Origin of the sequence: Streptomyces sp. NPDC056600, from assembly GCF_042792855.1 — a bacterium.
In the GTDB taxonomy this organism is placed as follows: domain Bacteria; phylum Actinomycetota; class Actinomycetes; order Streptomycetales; family Streptomycetaceae; genus Streptomyces.
In genome coordinates this window covers 142,560-158,512 of sequence record NZ_JBHTVQ010000007.1, presented here as the reverse complement: position 1 = coordinate 158,512, position 15,953 = coordinate 142,560, and the positions used below count along the sequence as shown (strand labels likewise).

Sequence of the window (15,953 nt, the reverse complement as noted above, 5' to 3'; positions counted from 1 at the left end):
GGGTGGGGTTGGGGGGGGGGGGGGGGGGGGGGTTGGGGGGGGCGGGGGCTCGCCGCCCGGCCCTCCCGTTCTCGGGTCACGGTCAGTTCCACACGCCCACCGCGTAGCCGATCATGCCGACGGCCACCAGCAGCACGACCAGCGCGATGAGGATCAACGGTCCCTTGGCCCAGCCCTTGGCCGGGTTGTGCGCCTCGCTGGGCCCTGCCTCCGGCATGCTGCTCTCCGCGGGCGGGGTCTCGCCCGGCGGGACTCCCCCGCCGGGCTCCAGGCCGGTGGAGCGGGACGGGTCCGGGTCGGGATTCGAGTAGCTCATGCGCGCCGGGTTCCCCGGCCCACCGGACCGGAACCGTTCCCTCCGCACGCCCGTGCCCCCATCGTCCCTCCCGTCCTTCGGGGCGCGTAGCTTCCCTCCCTTCGGGAACATGCAACGAAAGGAAGAGGACGACTGCGCGACAGCACCGCGCCCGAGGGGCTGGGGAAGGCGACATGGCATCCGAGCCGCGCGGGGAAGACGCGCTTGCCCATCACCGACACGACGAAGACGTGAAGAGCCTGACGGTCGCGTTCTCCGGTGAACTGCCGGACGTGACGGACGCCAGGCTCGCCGCCGAGGAGTTCCTGAGCGCGCTCTCGCGCCCCACTCCCCCTTCGGCGCCGGAACACTGGGACGACATCCTGCTGGTGGTCACCGAGCTGGCCGCGAACGCCGTCCAGTACGCGCCCGGCCCGTTCGAACTGAGGATGCGCCGCACCTTCGACGGCGTCCACGTCACCATGAGCGACAGCAATCCGAAGCCGCCGGCTCCCCGGCCGTTCCAGCCCAGCCGTGGCGGCGGGGGCATCGGCTGGCACCTCGTGCACACGCTGTCCGACCAGGTCAGCGTGGTGGGCCGCAGTGACGGCAAGGACATCCACGTGTTCCTGCCCTGGTGAACCACCAGGGGCGGACGGCGGGACGCGCGGCCAGACCGGCCCTCCCGGCAGGCATGGACGAACAACAGGAGTGTCAGTCCTCCCGGGAGACGGTCAGCGGAATCAACGCGCTGACGGCCTTGCCTCCTTCGGGAAGACGTTCGACGTGGATGTCGCGTGCCAGCCGATGGATGAGCGGCCAGCCGTAGCCGCCGGGTGCGGTGCGCTCCAGGTGCTCGTCCCCCTCGGGGAAGCCCCCCGGCGCGACGACCGCCTCCGGTACGCGGTCGCTGGCGTCACGCACCACCACCCGCACTCCCACGGCCTCGGGCCGGGCGTCGAAGCCGGTGAGGCCTCCGCCGTGCCGGAGCGCGTTGGAGACCAGCTCGGAGACGACCAGCCGCAGATCGACGAGGGCGCCCTCTGGCGCCCTGCGGTAGGGGGTCTCCCACTGGTCGCGGACCACGGCGACCGCGTACGCGCGGGCCGCCGAGGCACTCGCCACGGCGGCCCGCGGACGCCCGCGGACGGGCTGGGAACCGTGCCGCGCGCAGTTCACCGCACCACTCCTCGGCAGCTCATGACGCCACGGGTTCCCCGCCCTCGGCGACCAGCGGCCGCCCGGCGCCCCGGATGCGGGCCGCGGTCATCCGGCCTGCGGCCGGCAGAGCCCCGCCCAGCGCGCCGCCCGCCGTCAGGGGCCCGGCGGCGAGCAGCCGGTGCGCCGCGGCGAGCGCGGCGCGGATGTCGCGGGTGCCGGTGGAGACACAGAGGGTGTAGGCCAGGTCCTCGGAGCACCGACCGGCGCGGGGCCCGCCCCGCTCGGCCTCCTCGGCGAGCAGGGCGTGGTACTCGTCGACGAGCTTGCGCAGCGTGGCGGGGTGAGGCGTGAGCATGGACCTACTCCTTCGCGAAGGCGGTTCGCATGCCCTGGCCGAGGGCTTCCTCCCGTACCCGTGCGCAGCTGCGGCTGATGAGCCGCGACACGTGCATCTGGGAGATGCCCAGCCGGTCAGCGATCCGGTTCTGTGTCATGTCCTCAAAGAACCGCATGTAGAGGATGGCCCGCTCCCGCTCGGGGAGCCGGCGCAGTCCTTCCTTCGCCGCCTCGCGGTCCACCACGGTGTCGTAGGCGGAGTCCGAGGAGCCGAGCGTGTCGGCCAGGCTGTACCCGTCGTCGTCGGAGGAGAGCTCCGCGTCCAGCGAGAGGGTGCTGAAACTCTCCAGCGCCTCCATGCCGGTGGCCACCTCCTCCTCGGTCAGCCCGGTGTACTCGGCGATCCGCGCGGTACTCGGCTCCGGGCTGCCGGGGCTCTGGGTGAGTTCCCGCCGGGCCACCCGCACCTTGTTGCGAAGCTCCTGCACCCGGCGCGGGACCCGCAGGGCCCACATGCGGTCACGGAAGTGCCGCTTGATCTCGCCGGTGATGGTGGGGACGGCATAGCTCTCGAACGCGCCCCGGGAGGGGTCGAACCGGTCGATCGCCTTCACCAGTCCGAGCGCGGCGACCTGCCGCAGATCCTCCACCGCTTCACCGCGGTCGCGGAAGCGACTCGCGATACGGTGGGCCATCGGCAGCCACGCCTCGGTCAACTCCTCGCGCACCGCGTCGCGCTCCGGTCCGGGGCCCAGCCCGGCGAGCCGGGAGAACGCGGCCGCGGTGTCGGGGGCGTCATCGTGCGGCCTACGGCCGCCGGAGGTCCGGTGTGCGGTGGTTTGTGCCGTTTCGGAGCGACTTGTCGACATATCGATGACCATGCGATTGAGCTCCTGAGCAGTGGGGGGTCAGGGAACTGCCGCGGATACGCTGCCCACGGTCGCCGGGAGGTTTCGGGTGCCGGGCGGTCGCGCCGACCTGCGGCGCGTTTCTCCGGTCCGAAGCACGAAACCCCACCTGCCCCAGGGGTCGGACGGCAAACGCCTCGATCTCCAATATTGTGACTGCCGTCACGCAACCCCGCACGCGGGCGGCTCCCGCGCGGCGTCGCCGCGTCGCCGACTTGCGGTCACTCCGAGCGAAAGCGCTGGTCAGGGCTTGATGAGATCCGCTTCACAGAAAAGTTTTCCTCCGGGTGGAGTACGAAGCGAACCTCGGGGCAAGCGAGCGATGTCACCCGGCAAAATGGTGGCACGCAGCTACGAGGACGAATACGACGTATACAGGGATCTGTTCGACGACCTGTACGGAGTGTTCGATGACTGCAGACGATCAGAGAGGAACAGCATGGCAGCCGTGACCGCGGGAGAGGCAACGACCACGGCGCAGTGGGAGGTTCGGACCGAGGAGACGACCGCGGGGCTCCCGTACATTGAGGACCCCTCCGCCGTGGCCCCCAGGGACGCCAGGGAACTGTCGCGAGCGTTCCTGAACCGCCTCGCCGGGCTCGAAGAGGGCACCCCGGAGTACCAGTACGCCCGCAACACGCTCATCGAGATGAACCTGTCCCTCGTCCGCTACGCCGCGTCCCGCTTCCGCGGCCGCGACGACTCGATGGAGGACATCGTCCAGGTCGGCACCATCGGCCTGATCAAGGCGATCGACAGGTTCGAGCTGACCCGCGAGGTCGAGTTCACCTCCTTCGCGGTCCCCTACATCGTGGGCGAGATCAAGCGCTTCTTCCGTGACACCAGCTGGGCCGTCCACGTCCCGCGCCGCCTGCAGGAGGCCCGGGTCGAGCTGGCCCGGGCGACCGAGGAGCTGCGCAGCCGGCTGGGCCGCACGCCCACCACCCGTGAGCTCTCGGCGCTGATGTCCCTGCCGGAGTCGGAGGTCGTCGAGGCGCAGAAGGCCTCGAACTGCTACACCTCCTCCTCCCTGGACGCCGCGCTCACCCGCGACGGCGGCAACGACGGCGAGGCCGTGCTGGCGGACTTCATCGGCGCCGAGGACGCCTCCCTGGAGCTGGTGGAGGACTTCCACTCCCTCGCCCCGCTCATCGCCGAGCTGGACGAGCGCGACCGTCAGATCATCCACATGCGTTTCGTCGAGGAGCGGACGCAGGCGCAGATCGGCGAGGAGCTGGGCATCTCCCAGATGCACGTCTCCCGTCTGCTGAGCCGCATCATCAAGAAGCTCCGCAAGGGCCTGCTCGACCCGTCGGTGGCCTGAGCCTCCGCTCGGAACCTCTCGATCCCCTCCCCCATGGGCGACCGGTGAACACACCGGTCCGCCCATGGGGGATGATGCTGTTCAGATAGTTGTACTGAGCATCGAGAGAGTGCGTGCCATCCGTGGACACCAGTAGTCGCAGCGGCGTCGAGGACCATGAGGGTCACGAGGGCCTCGACAGCGCCCCGTCGCCGGCCGTCGAGGGACAGGCGGCGAGCCCGCCCGCGGCCGCCGCCCGCCCGGGGTGGCGCCGCTTCGCCATGGACACCCGCCCGCTGCGCCGGCCCGCGTACCGGCGGCTGTGGTCGTCCACCATCGTCACCTCGGTGGGCAGCCAGCTCACGGCGGTGGCGGTCCCCAAGCAGATCTACGACATCACCGGCTCCTCCGCCTGGGTCGGCTACGCCAGCCTCGCCGGGCTGGTGCCGATGGTGCTTTTCGCGCTCTGGGGCGGCGCGGTCGCCGACACGGTCGACCGGCGCAAGCTCCTGCTGGTGACCAACGCCGGCATCGCGGTGACCTCGGTGCTCTTCTGGGTCCAGGCGGCCGCCGGAACGGACTCCGTCCTGGTGCTGATGGTGCTGCTCGCGGTGCAGCAGGCGTTCTTCGGGCTGAACTCGCCGGCCCGGACCGCCTCCATCGCCCGGCTGGTGCCGGCCGACGAGCTGCCGGCGGCCAACGCCCTGGGGTCCACGGTGATGCAGACGGGTCTGGTGGCGGGTCCGCTGCTCGCCGGGGCGCTGATACCGCTCGTCGGGCTTCCCGAGCTCTACCTGATCGACGCCCTCGCGCTCACCGTGACCGTGTGGGCGGTCTGGCGCCTCCCCGCACTGCCGCCCCTGGCCGACGGCGGCGCCCCCCGGCGGGCCGGGCTGCGGGAGGTCGTGGACGGTTTCCGGTACATCGGCATGCAGCAGGTGCTGCTCCTCTCCTTCCTCGCGGACATCATCGCCATGGTGTTCGGCATGCCGCGGGCGCTCTTCCCGCAGATGGCCGAGGAGACCTTCGGGGCGTACGGCTCCGAGTTCGCGCTGGGTCTGCTGTTCGCGGCGATCCCGGTCGGCGCCGTGATCGGCGGCCTGTTCTCCGGCACCTTCTCGCGGGCGCGGCGGCACGGCTGGATGGTGATCGGCTCGGTCGTGGGCTGGGGCCTGGCCGTGATGGGCTTCGGGCTCACCGGCAACCTGTGGGTGGCCGTGGCCTGCCTGGCGGCGGGCGGAGTGGCCGACATGGTCTCCATGGTCTTCCGCGGGGCGATCCTGCTGTCCGCGGCGACGGACGAGATGCGGGGCCGGATGCAGGGCGTCTTCACCGTGGTGGTCGCGGGCGGACCGCGGCTGGCCGACGTCCTGCACGGGACGGCCGCGTCGGCGGCGGGCACCCGGTGGGCCGTGGCGGGAGGCGGCGCGCTCGTGGTCCTGCTGACACTCGCCCTCGCCGTCCTCATGCCGTCCCTGCGCCGCTACCGCGTCTGACCCGCGCGCGCTCCCGGCCCGCGCCGACGGGCGGAGCCGACGGGCGGGGCGGCCGCGGCGCCCAGGCTCAGCGGTGGGGGTGCTTGAAGGACTCGAGGAGCTGGACCCGGGTGGACTCCAGGCGGTAGGCGAGGATCTCGGCGACGATCCGCATCAGCGACAGGCCCAGGCCCGCGTCCTCCTCGGACAGTTCGAGGACCGGCGCGGCCTCGAACTCGTAGGCCCGGACGGGGCTGAACGCCACCGCCCCGAAGTCCCACTCGTGCGGCGGGAACAGCCAGGACCAGCCCAGCAGGTCACCCGCGCCCAGGCTCGCCACGGTCACCCGTCGCAACTGCGTGACCTGCTGGTACAGGTCGACGCGTCCGGAGCGCACCACCCAGAAGCGGTCGGCGACCCCGCCCTCCTCGAAGATCGGGGCGTCCTCCGGGAAGGAGACCTCCCGGGCCAGCGTCATCAGCCGTTCCCGGCGTTCCGGAGTCAGCGCGGTCAGCAGTTTGATCGGCTTGGTCATCACGACGCTCCTCGCCGGCCGGGCGGACTACGGACACACACCCCTCCCCCATTGTCAGCGGGTCCCCCCGACGGGAGCACTTCGAACGGGTGAAGGGTGGGGAAAGGCGGTGAGGGCCTCGGGCAGGCCGGGGAGCGGGCTTGCGACGACCGGGGAGCGGGCGGGCGACGGCCGGGGAGCGGGCGGGCGACGGCCGGGCGCGGAACGCAAAAGACCCCGACCGGACGGGGGAGACCGGTCGGGGTCGCACAAGGGTACGACGATGACGTCGTATGGGTGAAGCTTAAACCATCCCCACCCCTTCGGACGAATCAGCGTCCGGGATGTGATCGTCGTCCCACTCGGGGAACCCGGAGCCGATGAGCGAACCGCACCTGCCGGACGGCGCACCGGTCGAGCTCTACCTCGACCTGCTGCGTCTCCGACTGAGCCCCGAGGAGTACGACCTCCTGCTCCGCCTGGTCCGGCCCGCGCTGCGGGCGCTCGGTGAGGACGTCGACCTGGCCGATCTCGGCCCGGACGGCGACTGCCCCGACGAGGGTCCGGTGCCGCAGGAGATCCGTGACGAGGCCGCCCTGGTGATCGCCGCAGCGGTCACCGGCCGTCTCGACAACGTCCTGATCGAACTCGACTACGAGGACACCGGTCCCATCCGGGTCGTCACCGACGCGGCCAGTGCCGCCGACCCGGAGCGCCGCCGCGAGATCGCCGACTCCCTGCTGCGCCGTCGCCGCGAGGACGAGGAGCTGCGCGGGATCGCGGAGGCCAGCGACCTGCCCACCGACTTCTGACCGGTTCCGGTTCCCGCCGGGACCGGCGCCCGCCGGCCACCGACCGCACCGCACCGACCTCGCCGACCTCACCGGGCTTCGGGACTCCCCCGAGGCCCGGTTCTTCGTGGCCCGGTTCATCATGGCCCGGATCATCGTGAAGGTCAGGCCGCCTGTCGGCCCCGTGGCCGCAGCGGGACCTCCAGCGGTCGTGCGAGGCCGGTGACGGCGTCGTCCAGCCGCCCCAGGTGGCCCAGCACGCGGTAGGTGACCTGGCCGTACCGGGCCCGGGCGCCCGAGCCGGGCTCGAGCAGCGAGGCGATGCTGGCGCCGGTCTCCAGCTCCCCGGCGTCCTTGCGCCCCTCGACGTGCGCCGCGACGGTGTCGATGTTGCGCAGGATCCGCTCCCCCGCCCCGGCCAGCCGGGGGTCGGCGGCGATCGCGGTCTGGCTGGGCAGCAGTTCGGCCGTCGCGGCGAGGGACCGCGCGTGGTAGGCGCAGGTCTCCAGCTGGGCGACGACGTAGCGGGCGGTGTCGCGCCGGTTGCGCAGCGGGGTGATCGGGTGGGTCAGCGGCTGGGTGGAGGAGCGCAGGTCGCCCAGCGCCTCGTCCAGCTCCCTGGCCTGGTCCAGCAGGTCCGCCGAGGGGCCGCCGCTGAGCTGTCGGACGGCGGACCCGGTGACGTCCGCGAGCCGCTCCAGCACCGTCACCAGGAGCTCGTCGGTACGGTGCGCGGTGCGCACCGGCAGGACCAGGACCGCGGCGGCCAGTCCGCAGGCGGCTCCGAGCGCCGTCTCCCCCAGACGCAGCACCAGGACGTCCAGGCTGTAGGTGTTCAGCAGCGTGTAGAGCAGCCCGAGCATCGCCGTGACGAAGAACGACATCAGCGTGTACGAGAGCCGCGCCAGGTAGTGCGTGAGGAAGACCAGCACCAGGACGAGCGCGAAGGCCAGCGGCACCCGCTGGCCGACCAGCCCGGCCAGCACGATGCCGGCCACCACGCCGAGCATCGTGCCCAGCAGGCGGCGGTATGCCTTGACCAGGATCTCGCCGGTGGAACTGGTGTTGACGAAGACGATCCAGCAGGCGAGCACCGCCCAGTACCAGCGTTCCTGGGACAGCAGCTCGCCGCCGGCGATCGCGAGGACGGAGCCGACGGTGACCTGGACGGCGGTGCGGGTGGTGGGCCGGTCCAGGCCGGTGCGCTCCTCGTCCCGCTCGTCCTCGTCGGTCTCGGCGACGGCGATGGCGGCGTCCTCGGCCTCGATCTCCTCCCGGCTGCGGGCGGTCTCGGGGCTGTCGTCGCTGTCGTCGGCGCTCCCGCCCAGGGCGATCCGCAGGCCCAGCACGGCGCGGGCGGCCTCGCCGATGCCGCGGAAGACGTCGCGGACCGCGGCGGACGCCCGGTCGGGCAGTTTGTCGTCGTCGCGGTAGCCGAGCAGCCGGTTGCGCAGCTGGGCGAGGCCGGTGCCGCGGTGCTCGTCGGCCGAGCGCAGCACCAGGGTGCGCAGGGCGCGCAGGTCCCGGTGGAGGGCCTCGGCGGCCCGGTCCCGCACGGGCTGGAGGCCGCTCTCGGGCAGCGCGGCGCCGGGCAGGTGGAGGGTGAGGGTGTCGGCACGGGCGGGGGCGCCGGCGCGTTCGGTCATCCGCGCGGTGAGGATCAGCAGGCCGAGCCGTTCGGCGGCGATCTCGGCGTCGGCGATGCGGCGCTGCACCAGGGAGGCGGCCCGGTCGTCGGGGGTGCCCTCGGTGAGCCGGCCCTGGATCATCATGGCCGTCTCGTGGAGGCGGGCGGTGCGGCCGCGGAGCTGGTCGAGGGCCTTGTCGACCTGGTCGGGTCCGGCGTCCAGCAGCTCGATCTGGGCGCTCACCAGCTGGGCGAAGCGGGCCCGGAAGGCCGCGCGCAGCCTTCCCAGGACCTGTTCGGGGCCGGCCTGGACGACGCCGAAGCGGATCAGCGCGCTGCAGGCGAAGCCGGCTCCCACGGGCCAGTACAGACCGGGCAGTCCGGCCGTGCCGACGCCGAGGAACTGGGAGAGGAAGTACGACTGGAAGCCGATCATGCCGAGGGCGAAGCCCCGGTCGCCGAAGCGGCGGCAGTAGACCGCGCCGAAGATCAGCACGACGAAGACGACGGTGCCGACGAAGGTGCCGCTGAGGAGGGTGCCGAGCGTCAGCGCCAGCCAGGCCGCGGGCAGGCCCGCCGCGAGGGACAGGGCCTGTCCGCGCCGGTCCTTCTCGCGGACCGCGAAGGTGGCCACCATGGCGGCCATCGCGCCCGCCACCAGCTGTTCGACGCTCGCGCCGAACACGCCCACCACGCCGAGCGTGAGGGCGAGCGAGCCCACGGTGCGCAGTCCGGCCGTCAGGCGCAGCAAGCCGGGGTCGGACGCGGCGACCCGGTCGCGGAAGGCGGACCGGCCCGCTCGCGCCCGGGCCGCCCTCCTCACGCCTCGCGCAGCTGGTGCCGCTCGACGCGCTCGCGGAGCTGCTCGGGCGACAGATAGGCGTCGGTGTACTCGAAGTCCTTCAGGGTGGCCGGCTTGCGCGACTGGAAGCCGGTGCGGACGAAGTCGTCGCCGGCCACCGCGTTCAGCGCCCAGTTGGTGGCCACGCGGGCCTTGGCGACTCCCGTGCGCAGCGCCATCCAGTGGTAGCCGCGGGCCACCGCGAGGGCGGGCAGGCCCTTCAGCTCCACGCCCAGCGGCCGGGAGACGGCGTCCTTGCCGCCGAGGTCGACGACCAGGCCCAGGTCCTTGTGGACGTAGGGCCGCAGGGGCTGGTTGCGGATCCGCGCGATGACGTTGTCGGCGGCGACCTTGCCCTGCCGCATGGCGTGCTGCGCGGTGGGCGGGCAGACGGCGCCCTCCTCCCCCTTGGCGAGGTCGGGCACGGCGGCGGCGTCCCCCAGGGCGAAGACGTCCGGGCAGCCGGGCGCCTTCATCTCGGCGTCGACCACCATCCGGCCGCGGGAGGTCTCGCAGCCGAGCGTGGACATCAGCGGGCTGGCGGCGACGCCGGCGGTCCAGATGAGGGTGTGGCTGGGCACCACGCGTCCGTCGGTGAAGGTGACCTCGGTGTCCGACACCTTGGCGACGGACACGCCGAGGGAGACCTCGATGCCGCGCCGGCGCAGGATGCCGAGCGCGGTCTCGCCGAGCCTCTCACCGAGCTCGGGCATCAGCCGCGGCGCGATGTCGATCAGGTGCCACTTGATCAGACCGGGGTCCAGGCGCGGGTAGCGCTTGACCGCGTTGTGGGTGAGCCGCTGCAGGCAGGCCGCCGTCTCGGTGCCGGCGTATCCGCCGCCGACGACGACGAACTGCAGCCGGGCGGCCCGCTCCGCGGGGTCCTGGCTGGCGTCGGCGAGGTCCAGCTGCTGGATGACGTGGTCGCGGACGTAGGCCGCCTCGGCGAGCGTCTTCATGCCCCGGGCGTGCTCGGTCAGGCCGGGGATGTCGAAGGTGCGGGTGACGCTGCCGGGCGTGAGCACCAGGATGTCGTAGGGCTCGTCGATCAGCTCGTCGGTGACGGTGCGGATGACGCAGATCTTCGCCTTGCTGTCCACTCCGATGGCGCCGCCCGGGATGATCCGGGTGCGGTAGCGGCTGCTGCGGCGCAGCGAGGACGCGACGGACTGGGGGGTCAGCACGCCGGAGGCCACCTGCGGCAGCAGGGGCAGGTAGAGCTGGTAGGAGAACGGCGCCACCAGGGTCACGTCGGCCTCGTCGGGGCCGAGCTTCCTCTCGAGGCGGCGGACGCACTCCACTCCCGCGAAGCCCGCGCCCACCACCAGGATCCTGGGTCGTGTCACGACGGCCACCTTTCTGCGGCTCCTGGGTCGGCTGTTCGGTCTGTGCGATCAACAGGGTCCGAATGCCCCCGAAGGTTCCTTTGATCCCACCCTGATCCGAGGTGTTTCGCCACTCGGGACCTGCCTTCGGGGCCCGGCGGCTCAGCGGCCGCGTCTGAGGGAGCCCCATTCCTCCCGGTGGCGGGCCACCTCGGTGCGCGCGGCCTCGATCACCTCGTCGCCCAGCCAGCACAGCGGTGACACGTCGACGACCAGCGGCTCGTTGTCCGGGCCCCGGCCGGTCTCGGTGCCCTTGAGCACCCAGGGCCGTACCTGCGGCCCCTTCTCCCGGGGCAGGTGCTCGTAGTCGTACACCCGTCGCGCCGCCCACAGGACGAGCGGGCGGTCGTCCCACCACTTCTCCACGTCCAGCGGGTTGGCGGACAGTCCGGGCATGGCGATGCCCGTCAGTTCGTCCCTGCTGGACGTGGCGGCGATGTCGACGTCCGGCCCCTTCGACCAGCGGAGGTACAGCCCGTCGTGCCGCTCGAGCAGCGACGCCAACTCCTCGAGGGACCGCAGCACGGGCAGGCCCGCCTGGTCGGCGCTCTCCACGCGTGATCACCTCCCGTAGAGCTCCGGGGTACCCGGCGACCGCCCGTGGAATCCACCCCTTCGGGCAGGTCAGGCCACCTCGCGTGCGGCCGCGCGGCCTGCGGCCCGGCCGGAGAAGAGGCAGCCGCCGAGGAAGGTCCCCTCCAGCGCGTTGTAGCCGTGGACGCCGCCTCCGCCGAAACCGGCCACCTCGCCGGCCGCGTAGAGGCCCTCGACCGGGGCGCCGTCGGGGCCCAGGGCGCGGGAGTCCAGGTCCGTCTGGATGCCGCCGAGGGTCTTGCGGGTGAGGATGTGCAGCTTGACGCCGATGAGCGGTCCGGCCTCCGGGTCCAGGACGCGGTGCGGCGTGGCCACCCGGCCTAGCCGGTCGCCGAGGTAGCGGCGGGCGTTGTGGATGCCCTGGACCTGGGCGTCCTTGCTGTACGGGTTGGCCAGCTGCCGGTCGCGCTCCTCGATCTGCCGGCGCACCTCGGCCGCGTCGAGCAGCGGTTTGTCGGTGAGGGCGTTCATCTTCACGATCAGTTCCTCGATCGTGTCGGCGACCACGAAGTCGGCGCCGTGCTGCTTGAACGCCTCGACGGGTGCGGGGGCGCCCTTGCCGAGGATGCGCTCCCTGAGGAAGGCCTTGCGGTCCTTGGCGGTGATGTCGGGGTTCTGCTCGGAGCCGGAGAGCGCGAACTCCTTCTCGATGATCTTCTGGGTGAGGACGAACCAGGAGTGGTCGTGCTCGGCAAGGTCCGCGGTGGTCCGCAGGTGGCGCAGGGTGCCGAGGGTGTCGTAGCCCGGCAGGTACGGGGCGGGCAGGCGCCGCCCGAGGGCGTCGAGCCAGATCGACGACGGGCCGGGCAGGATGCGGATGCCGTGGCCCGCCCAGACGGGGTCCCAGTTGCGCACGCCCTCGGTGTAGTGCCACATCCGGTCGCGGTTGACCAGCCGCGCCCCCGCCGACTCGGTGATCCCCAGCATCCGGCCGTCCACGTACGCGGGGACGCCGGTGACCATCTCGGCGGGTGCGGCGCCCAGCCGCTCGGGCCAGTACCGGCGGACGATGTCGTGGTCGGCGCCGATGCCGCCGGAGGTCACCACCACGGCCTGCGCCCGCAGTTCGAACTCCCCGACGGCCTCGCGGCTGGAGGCGACGCCGCGCGGGGCGTCGTCGTCGGCCAGCAGGGTGCCGCGCACACCGCGCACCGCGCCCTGCTCGACGACCAGTTCGTCGACCCGGTGCCGGTGACGGAAGGTGAGCAGTCCGTCCTGGTAGGCATGCTGGGCGTACTTCACGAAGGGCGCGACCACGCCGGTGCCGGTGCCCCAGGCGACGTGGAAGCGCGGCACCGAGTTGCCGTGCCCGCCCGCGCGCAGGTCGCCGCGCTCGGCCCAGCCGACGGTGGGCAGGAAGCTGATGCCGTGCCCGTCCAGCCAGGAGCGCTTCTCCCCCGCGGCCCACTCGACGTAGGCGCGGGCCCAGCGCAGGGCCCAGGAGTCCTCGTCGTCGGTGCGGTCGAAGGCGGCGCTGCCCTGCCAGTCGCTCCACGCCAGCTCGAAGGAGTCCTTGACGCGCATCCGCCGCTGCTCCGGGGAGTCGACGAGGAACAGCCCGCCGAAGGACCAGTAGGCCTGGCCGCCGAGGTTGGCGGGGTTCTCCTGGTCCACCAGCACGACCTTGCGTCCCTGACGGGTGATCTCGTGGGCGGCCACCAGACCCGCCAGGCCGGCTCCGACGACTATGACGTCCGCGTCCATGACGGTGTCCCCTTCACTGCGTTGCTGTTTCTGCCTCTGCGGTGGCGCCTCTTCGGCACCGCACCGGCGCTGCACCTCGCCGCGTGCGCGCGTCCGCGGTGCCCACGGCGTGTGCGGTGGGCGCTCGGCAATCTAACCCGTGACCTGCGGCGCGGGGAACCTGTGCGACCTTCTTCAGGCGGCGGGCCCGGGCGGGACGACGGCCACCGGGCAGGGGGCGTGGTGGATCACCGCGTCGGCCACCGAGCCGAGCCGGCTGCCGACCGCGGAGCGGTGCGCGCGTCGGCCGACGACCGTCAGACGGGCGCCCGCCGACGCCGACAGCAGCACCTCGCCGGCGCTGCCCATCTCGACGTGCTCGGTCACCGGCACGTCCGGGAAGCGCTCACGCCAGGGGGCCAGGGCGGTGCTCAGCGCCTTGCGCTCGAACGGCACGGGGCCGCCCGCCTCGTCCAGCAGCCGCAGCGAGCCGGGGCTGTAGGCGAAGACCGGGGGCAGTGCCCAGGCCCGCACGGCGCGCACCGGCGCACCGCAGGCGGCGGCCGTCTCGAAGGCGAAGCGCAGCGTCCCGGCGCTGTCCTCCGGCTCGCCGTGCTGTCCGACGACGATCTCGCCGGCAGCCCCGGCGCCGGCCTCGGCGTTCTTGTCGCCCCTGGCGCCGCTGTCGTCCCCGTTGGCCCCGTTGGCCCCGTTGTCCTTGACGTCCGCGCGGACCAGGACGACCGGCAGACCGGCCTCGGCGATCACCTGCCGGCCGACGGAGCCGAGCAGGAAGCCGAGGAACAGGCCCCGTCCCCGGGAGCCGAGGACCAGCATCCCGGCGCCCTCGGATGCCTCCAGCAGCCCCTCGGGGGCCTCGCCCCGGCCGATGTGGGTGCTCACCGTGAGACCCGGGTGGCGTTCGGCCAGGCCGCGGACCGAGTCCTCGACGCCCTGCCGCACCCACCTCTCCTGCTCGTCGCTGCTGCCGCTGCGCTCCTCGGCGCCGCTCACCCGGCGCGGCTCCCACACGTGGGCCACCCGAAGCTCGGTCCCGCGCCGGCCCGCCTCGACGGCGGCCCACTCCAGCGCTGCCAAGCTCTCCGGGGTTCCGTCCACTCCCGCGGCGATCGGACGGGTCATCAGCTGCCTCCCTGCTCACGGCTCTCGGCCGCGGTCGTGTCTGCGCACTGGCTGGGCACCAGTCTGGACCACGCCTACCCCAAGATCACGGCGCGCCCCCCGCCACCCGTGCGGCGAGCGCCCGCAGGACGCCCCCGCGGGCGGCGCCCACCGTGATCTCCAGCCGTACCGGAGGGCCGCCTGACCGCGGGCCGCAGCCGGCCGACGAGGTCGTCCCCCTCAGCGACCCTCAGGGGTCGCTCCGGTGCGGGCAGGGTGCAGGACGGGGGCGCCCAGGCCGGTCCGTCCGTCATGTCCGTCACCCGTCCGCCGCTCCCGTCGGTCCCGTCACTCCCGTCGGTCCGTCGGTCTGCACGTCCCGGCCCCGGCCCAGGTCGGGTCGGGGGCCGGGAGGGCCCTGTTCAGGGCAACGACGCAGGGGCCGGGGGCGGTTCCGCTCAGCCGCCCCCGGCCGCATCGACGCTACCTGCGCCAGGGGCCGGTGACCGCGAAGGTGGTGCCCGGGTCGTAGCAGTTGACGTACATGGTCCCGCCGTCGGGCGAGAAGGCGACGCCGGCGAACTCGCCCCACTCGGGGGTCTCCTCGGTGCCGATGTTCTGGGCGTTGCGCGCCATGGTGTACACCTGGCCGCGCCGCGTCACGCCGAAGACGTGCTGGGCCCCGCTGCCGTCCTCGCAGACCATCAGGGACCCGCCGGGCGCCAGACAGATGTTGTCGGGGGAATCGCCCGGCAACTGGACGTCCGACCCGGGACCGAAGACGATCACCAAGGTGAGGCGGCGGGCGCCCGGGTCGTAGCGCCACACCTGACCGTGGTGGTCCGCGCCCGATCCCTCGCCGGTGCGTGCGTAGGAGGAGACGAAGTAGACCGAGCGCCCGCCCCAGTAACAGCCCTCCAGCTTCTGTCCGCGGGTGACGCCGCCAGAGCCGTAGTCCTGAAGGCGGGTCGGTGTCTGCGCGGCCAGCGGGTCGGGGACGTCCACCCACTCCACGCCGCCGAAGCTCGCCCCCGGTTCGTCGACCACGGACAGGTCGGGCAGGTCCGGCACGCGCATGGCCTGGAGGCGGCCGCCGGCGCGCAGCGACCCCAGGCGGCCCTCGGGCCGGCGCGGCAGGAAGCGGTAGAACAGGCCGAACGGGGCGATGAAGGCGTCCTCGGTCTCGTAGACGATGCCGTGGACGGGGTCGACGGCGACCGCCTCGTGCTGGAACCTGCCCATCGCGGTGAGCGGCACCGCCCCGCTGCGCCGCGGGTCTGCGGGGTCGACCTCGAAGATGAAGCCGTGGTCCTTGGCGTAGCCCGCGACCCCCGCCTTGTCCTCGGTCTCCTCGCAGGTCAGCCAGGTCCCCCAGGGCGTGGGCCCGCCGCTGCAGTTGACGGCGGTGCCGGCGATCGCGACCCGCTCGTCCACGACGGCGCCGCCGGGGCCGTCCAGAGTGAGCAGGGTGCAGCCGCCCTTGGCCGCCGGGTCGTAGGTCAGGCCGTCGACGGTGGGGACGCCGAGCGCGGCGGTGACGCGGTTCTCGTGGTTGCGGACGAGGTGGACGCGGCCCTTCCTGCCGGGCAGCGCCGTCATGCCGTCACAGTGGGAGGGCACCGGGCCCTCCCCGGAGCGCAGGGCGTCGCCCTCCCGGGAGAGCACCCGGTAGCGGAAACCTTTCGGCAGGTCGAGCAGGCCGTCGGGGTCGGGCACCAGCGGGCCGTACCCGTTCTCGGTGAGCGGCAGGGCGGAGGCAGCCGACGCGGAGAACAGCTCCGCTACGGCCCCCGAAACCACGATGCCCGCTCCAAGTGCACCGGAGCGGGCGAGCATCTGACGTCGTGTGGCGGACATGAGCGACCTTCCTGTTGGCGGACAGGACTGTGATCAGCCGTGTGTACCACGTCACTCGGGC

Annotated in this window: 15 protein-coding genes; 4 read left to right on the top strand and 11 right to left on the bottom strand. The window is 73.0% G+C overall.

Going from position 1 to position 15,953, the window contains the following annotated elements; all coding sequences use genetic code 11:
- Positions 1-82 precede the first annotated feature (82 nt).
- Complete coding sequence (locus ACFRAV_RS06365) at positions 83-316, bottom strand: DUF6480 family protein (protein WP_382552123.1); 234 nt, start codon at positions 314-316, stop codon at positions 83-85.
- 173 nt (positions 317-489) lie between these two features.
- Here ACFRAV_RS06365 and ACFRAV_RS06360 point away from each other — a divergent pair, with 173 nt between their 5' ends.
- Positions 490-936: an ATP-binding protein gene (locus ACFRAV_RS06360; protein ID WP_382552122.1), complete on the top strand. Its 447-nt coding sequence runs from the start codon at positions 490-492 to the stop codon at positions 934-936.
- A gap of 73 nt (positions 937-1,009) precedes the next feature.
- Here ACFRAV_RS06360 and ACFRAV_RS06355 read toward each other — a convergent pair whose 3' ends face one another.
- The 3 genes from ACFRAV_RS06355 to ACFRAV_RS06345 are packed head-to-tail and all read right to left on the bottom strand — an operon-like array spanning position 1,010 to position 2,673.
- A complete protein-coding gene (locus ACFRAV_RS06355; RefSeq protein ID WP_382552120.1) occupies positions 1,010-1,474 on the bottom strand; it encodes an ATP-binding protein in 465 nt (154 codons plus the stop codon).
- A 19-nt stretch (positions 1,475-1,493) separates the two neighbouring features.
- Positions 1,494-1,811 carry a DUF5133 domain-containing protein gene (locus ACFRAV_RS06350; protein WP_382552118.1) on the bottom strand — a complete coding sequence of 106 codons (318 nt, stop codon included), beginning with the start codon at positions 1,809-1,811 and terminating at the stop codon, positions 1,494-1,496.
- A 4-nt stretch (positions 1,812-1,815) separates the two neighbouring features.
- Positions 1,816-2,673 (bottom strand): RNA polymerase sigma factor SigF, encoded by an 858-nt coding sequence (locus ACFRAV_RS06345; protein WP_382552116.1) that lies wholly within the window; start codon positions 2,671-2,673, stop codon positions 1,816-1,818.
- Positions 2,674-3,139: 466 nt separating this feature from the next.
- Here ACFRAV_RS06345 and ACFRAV_RS06340 point away from each other — a divergent pair, with 466 nt between their 5' ends.
- Positions 3,140-4,024, top strand: coding sequence for an RNA polymerase sigma factor SigF (locus ACFRAV_RS06340; RefSeq protein ID WP_351115913.1), 885 nt, complete (start codon positions 3,140-3,142; stop codon positions 4,022-4,024).
- Positions 4,025-4,146: 122 nt separating this feature from the next.
- On the top strand, positions 4,147-5,499 hold the full coding sequence (locus ACFRAV_RS06335) for an MFS transporter (protein WP_382552115.1): 1,353 nt from the start codon (positions 4,147-4,149) through the stop codon (positions 5,497-5,499).
- Positions 5,500-5,566: 67 nt separating this feature from the next.
- Here the strand turns inward: ACFRAV_RS06335 and ACFRAV_RS06330 are convergent, their stop codons facing one another.
- On the bottom strand, positions 5,567-6,013 hold the full coding sequence (locus ACFRAV_RS06330; protein WP_382552113.1) for a cyclic nucleotide-binding domain-containing protein: 447 nt from the start codon (positions 6,011-6,013) through the stop codon (positions 5,567-5,569).
- Between the two features lie 359 nt (positions 6,014-6,372).
- On the opposite strand from ACFRAV_RS06330, the gene ACFRAV_RS06325 reads away from it, so the two are divergent.
- Positions 6,373-6,804: a hypothetical protein gene (locus ACFRAV_RS06325; protein WP_351115916.1), complete on the top strand. Its 432-nt coding sequence runs from the start codon at positions 6,373-6,375 to the stop codon at positions 6,802-6,804.
- A 143-nt stretch (positions 6,805-6,947) separates the two neighbouring features.
- Here ACFRAV_RS06325 and ACFRAV_RS06320 read toward each other — a convergent pair whose 3' ends face one another.
- The 6 genes from ACFRAV_RS06320 to ACFRAV_RS06295 all read right to left on the bottom strand — a co-directional run bounded on the left by ACFRAV_RS06320 (position 6,948) and on the right by ACFRAV_RS06295 (position 15,892).
- Complete coding sequence (locus ACFRAV_RS06320) at positions 6,948-9,233, bottom strand: FUSC family protein (RefSeq protein ID WP_382552111.1); 2,286 nt, start codon at positions 9,231-9,233, stop codon at positions 6,948-6,950.
- Positions 9,230-10,606 carry an NAD(P)/FAD-dependent oxidoreductase gene (locus ACFRAV_RS06315; protein WP_382552110.1) on the bottom strand — a complete coding sequence of 459 codons (1,377 nt, stop codon included), beginning with the start codon at positions 10,604-10,606 and terminating at the stop codon, positions 9,230-9,232. The genes ACFRAV_RS06320 and ACFRAV_RS06315 overlap by 4 nt, the downstream gene beginning before the upstream one ends.
- Before the next feature lie 132 nt (positions 10,607-10,738).
- Positions 10,739-11,191 (bottom strand): DUF6098 family protein, encoded by a 453-nt coding sequence (locus tag ACFRAV_RS06310; RefSeq protein ID WP_382552108.1) that lies wholly within the window; start codon positions 11,189-11,191, stop codon positions 10,739-10,741.
- Positions 11,192-11,260: 69 nt separating this feature from the next.
- Entirely contained in the window at positions 11,261-12,934 is a 1,674-nt protein-coding gene (locus tag ACFRAV_RS06305) for an FAD-binding dehydrogenase (RefSeq protein ID WP_382552106.1), read from the bottom strand.
- 174 nt (positions 12,935-13,108) lie between these two features.
- On the bottom strand, positions 13,109-14,056 hold the full coding sequence (locus tag ACFRAV_RS06300; protein WP_382552105.1) for a universal stress protein: 948 nt from the start codon (positions 14,054-14,056) through the stop codon (positions 13,109-13,111).
- 462 nt (positions 14,057-14,518) lie between these two features.
- Positions 14,519-15,892 (bottom strand): alkaline phosphatase PhoX, encoded by a 1,374-nt coding sequence (locus ACFRAV_RS06295; RefSeq protein WP_382552103.1) that lies wholly within the window; start codon positions 15,890-15,892, stop codon positions 14,519-14,521.
- Positions 15,893-15,953: the final 61 nt, after the last annotated feature.

Excerpts from the sequence above, each read along its gene's own strand:
- ACFRAV_RS06365 (WP_382552123.1), bottom strand. The coding sequence starts at position 316 with ATGAGCTACTCGAATCCCGACCCGGACCCGTCCCGCTCCACCGGCCTG.
- ACFRAV_RS06360 (WP_382552122.1), top strand. The coding sequence starts at position 490 with ATGGCATCCGAGCCGCGCGGGGAAGACGCGCTTGCCCATCACCGACAC.
- ACFRAV_RS06350 (WP_382552118.1), bottom strand. The coding sequence starts at position 1,811 with ATGCTCACGCCTCACCCCGCCACGCTGCGCAAGCTCGTCGACGAGTAC.
- ACFRAV_RS06345 (WP_382552116.1), bottom strand. The coding sequence starts at position 2,673 with ATGGTCATCGATATGTCGACAAGTCGCTCCGAAACGGCACAAACCACC.
- ACFRAV_RS06340 (WP_351115913.1), top strand. The coding sequence starts at position 3,140 with ATGGCAGCCGTGACCGCGGGAGAGGCAACGACCACGGCGCAGTGGGAG.
- ACFRAV_RS06330 (WP_382552113.1), bottom strand. The coding sequence starts at position 6,013 with ATGACCAAGCCGATCAAACTGCTGACCGCGCTGACTCCGGAACGCCGG.
- ACFRAV_RS06325 (WP_351115916.1), top strand. The coding sequence starts at position 6,373 with ATGAGCGAACCGCACCTGCCGGACGGCGCACCGGTCGAGCTCTACCTC.
- ACFRAV_RS06305 (WP_382552106.1), bottom strand. The coding sequence starts at position 12,934 with ATGGACGCGGACGTCATAGTCGTCGGAGCCGGCCTGGCGGGTCTGGTG.
- ACFRAV_RS06300 (WP_382552105.1), bottom strand. The coding sequence starts at position 14,056 with ATGACCCGTCCGATCGCCGCGGGAGTGGACGGAACCCCGGAGAGCTTG.
- ACFRAV_RS06295 (WP_382552103.1), bottom strand. The coding sequence starts at position 15,892 with ATGTCCGCCACACGACGTCAGATGCTCGCCCGCTCCGGTGCACTTGGA.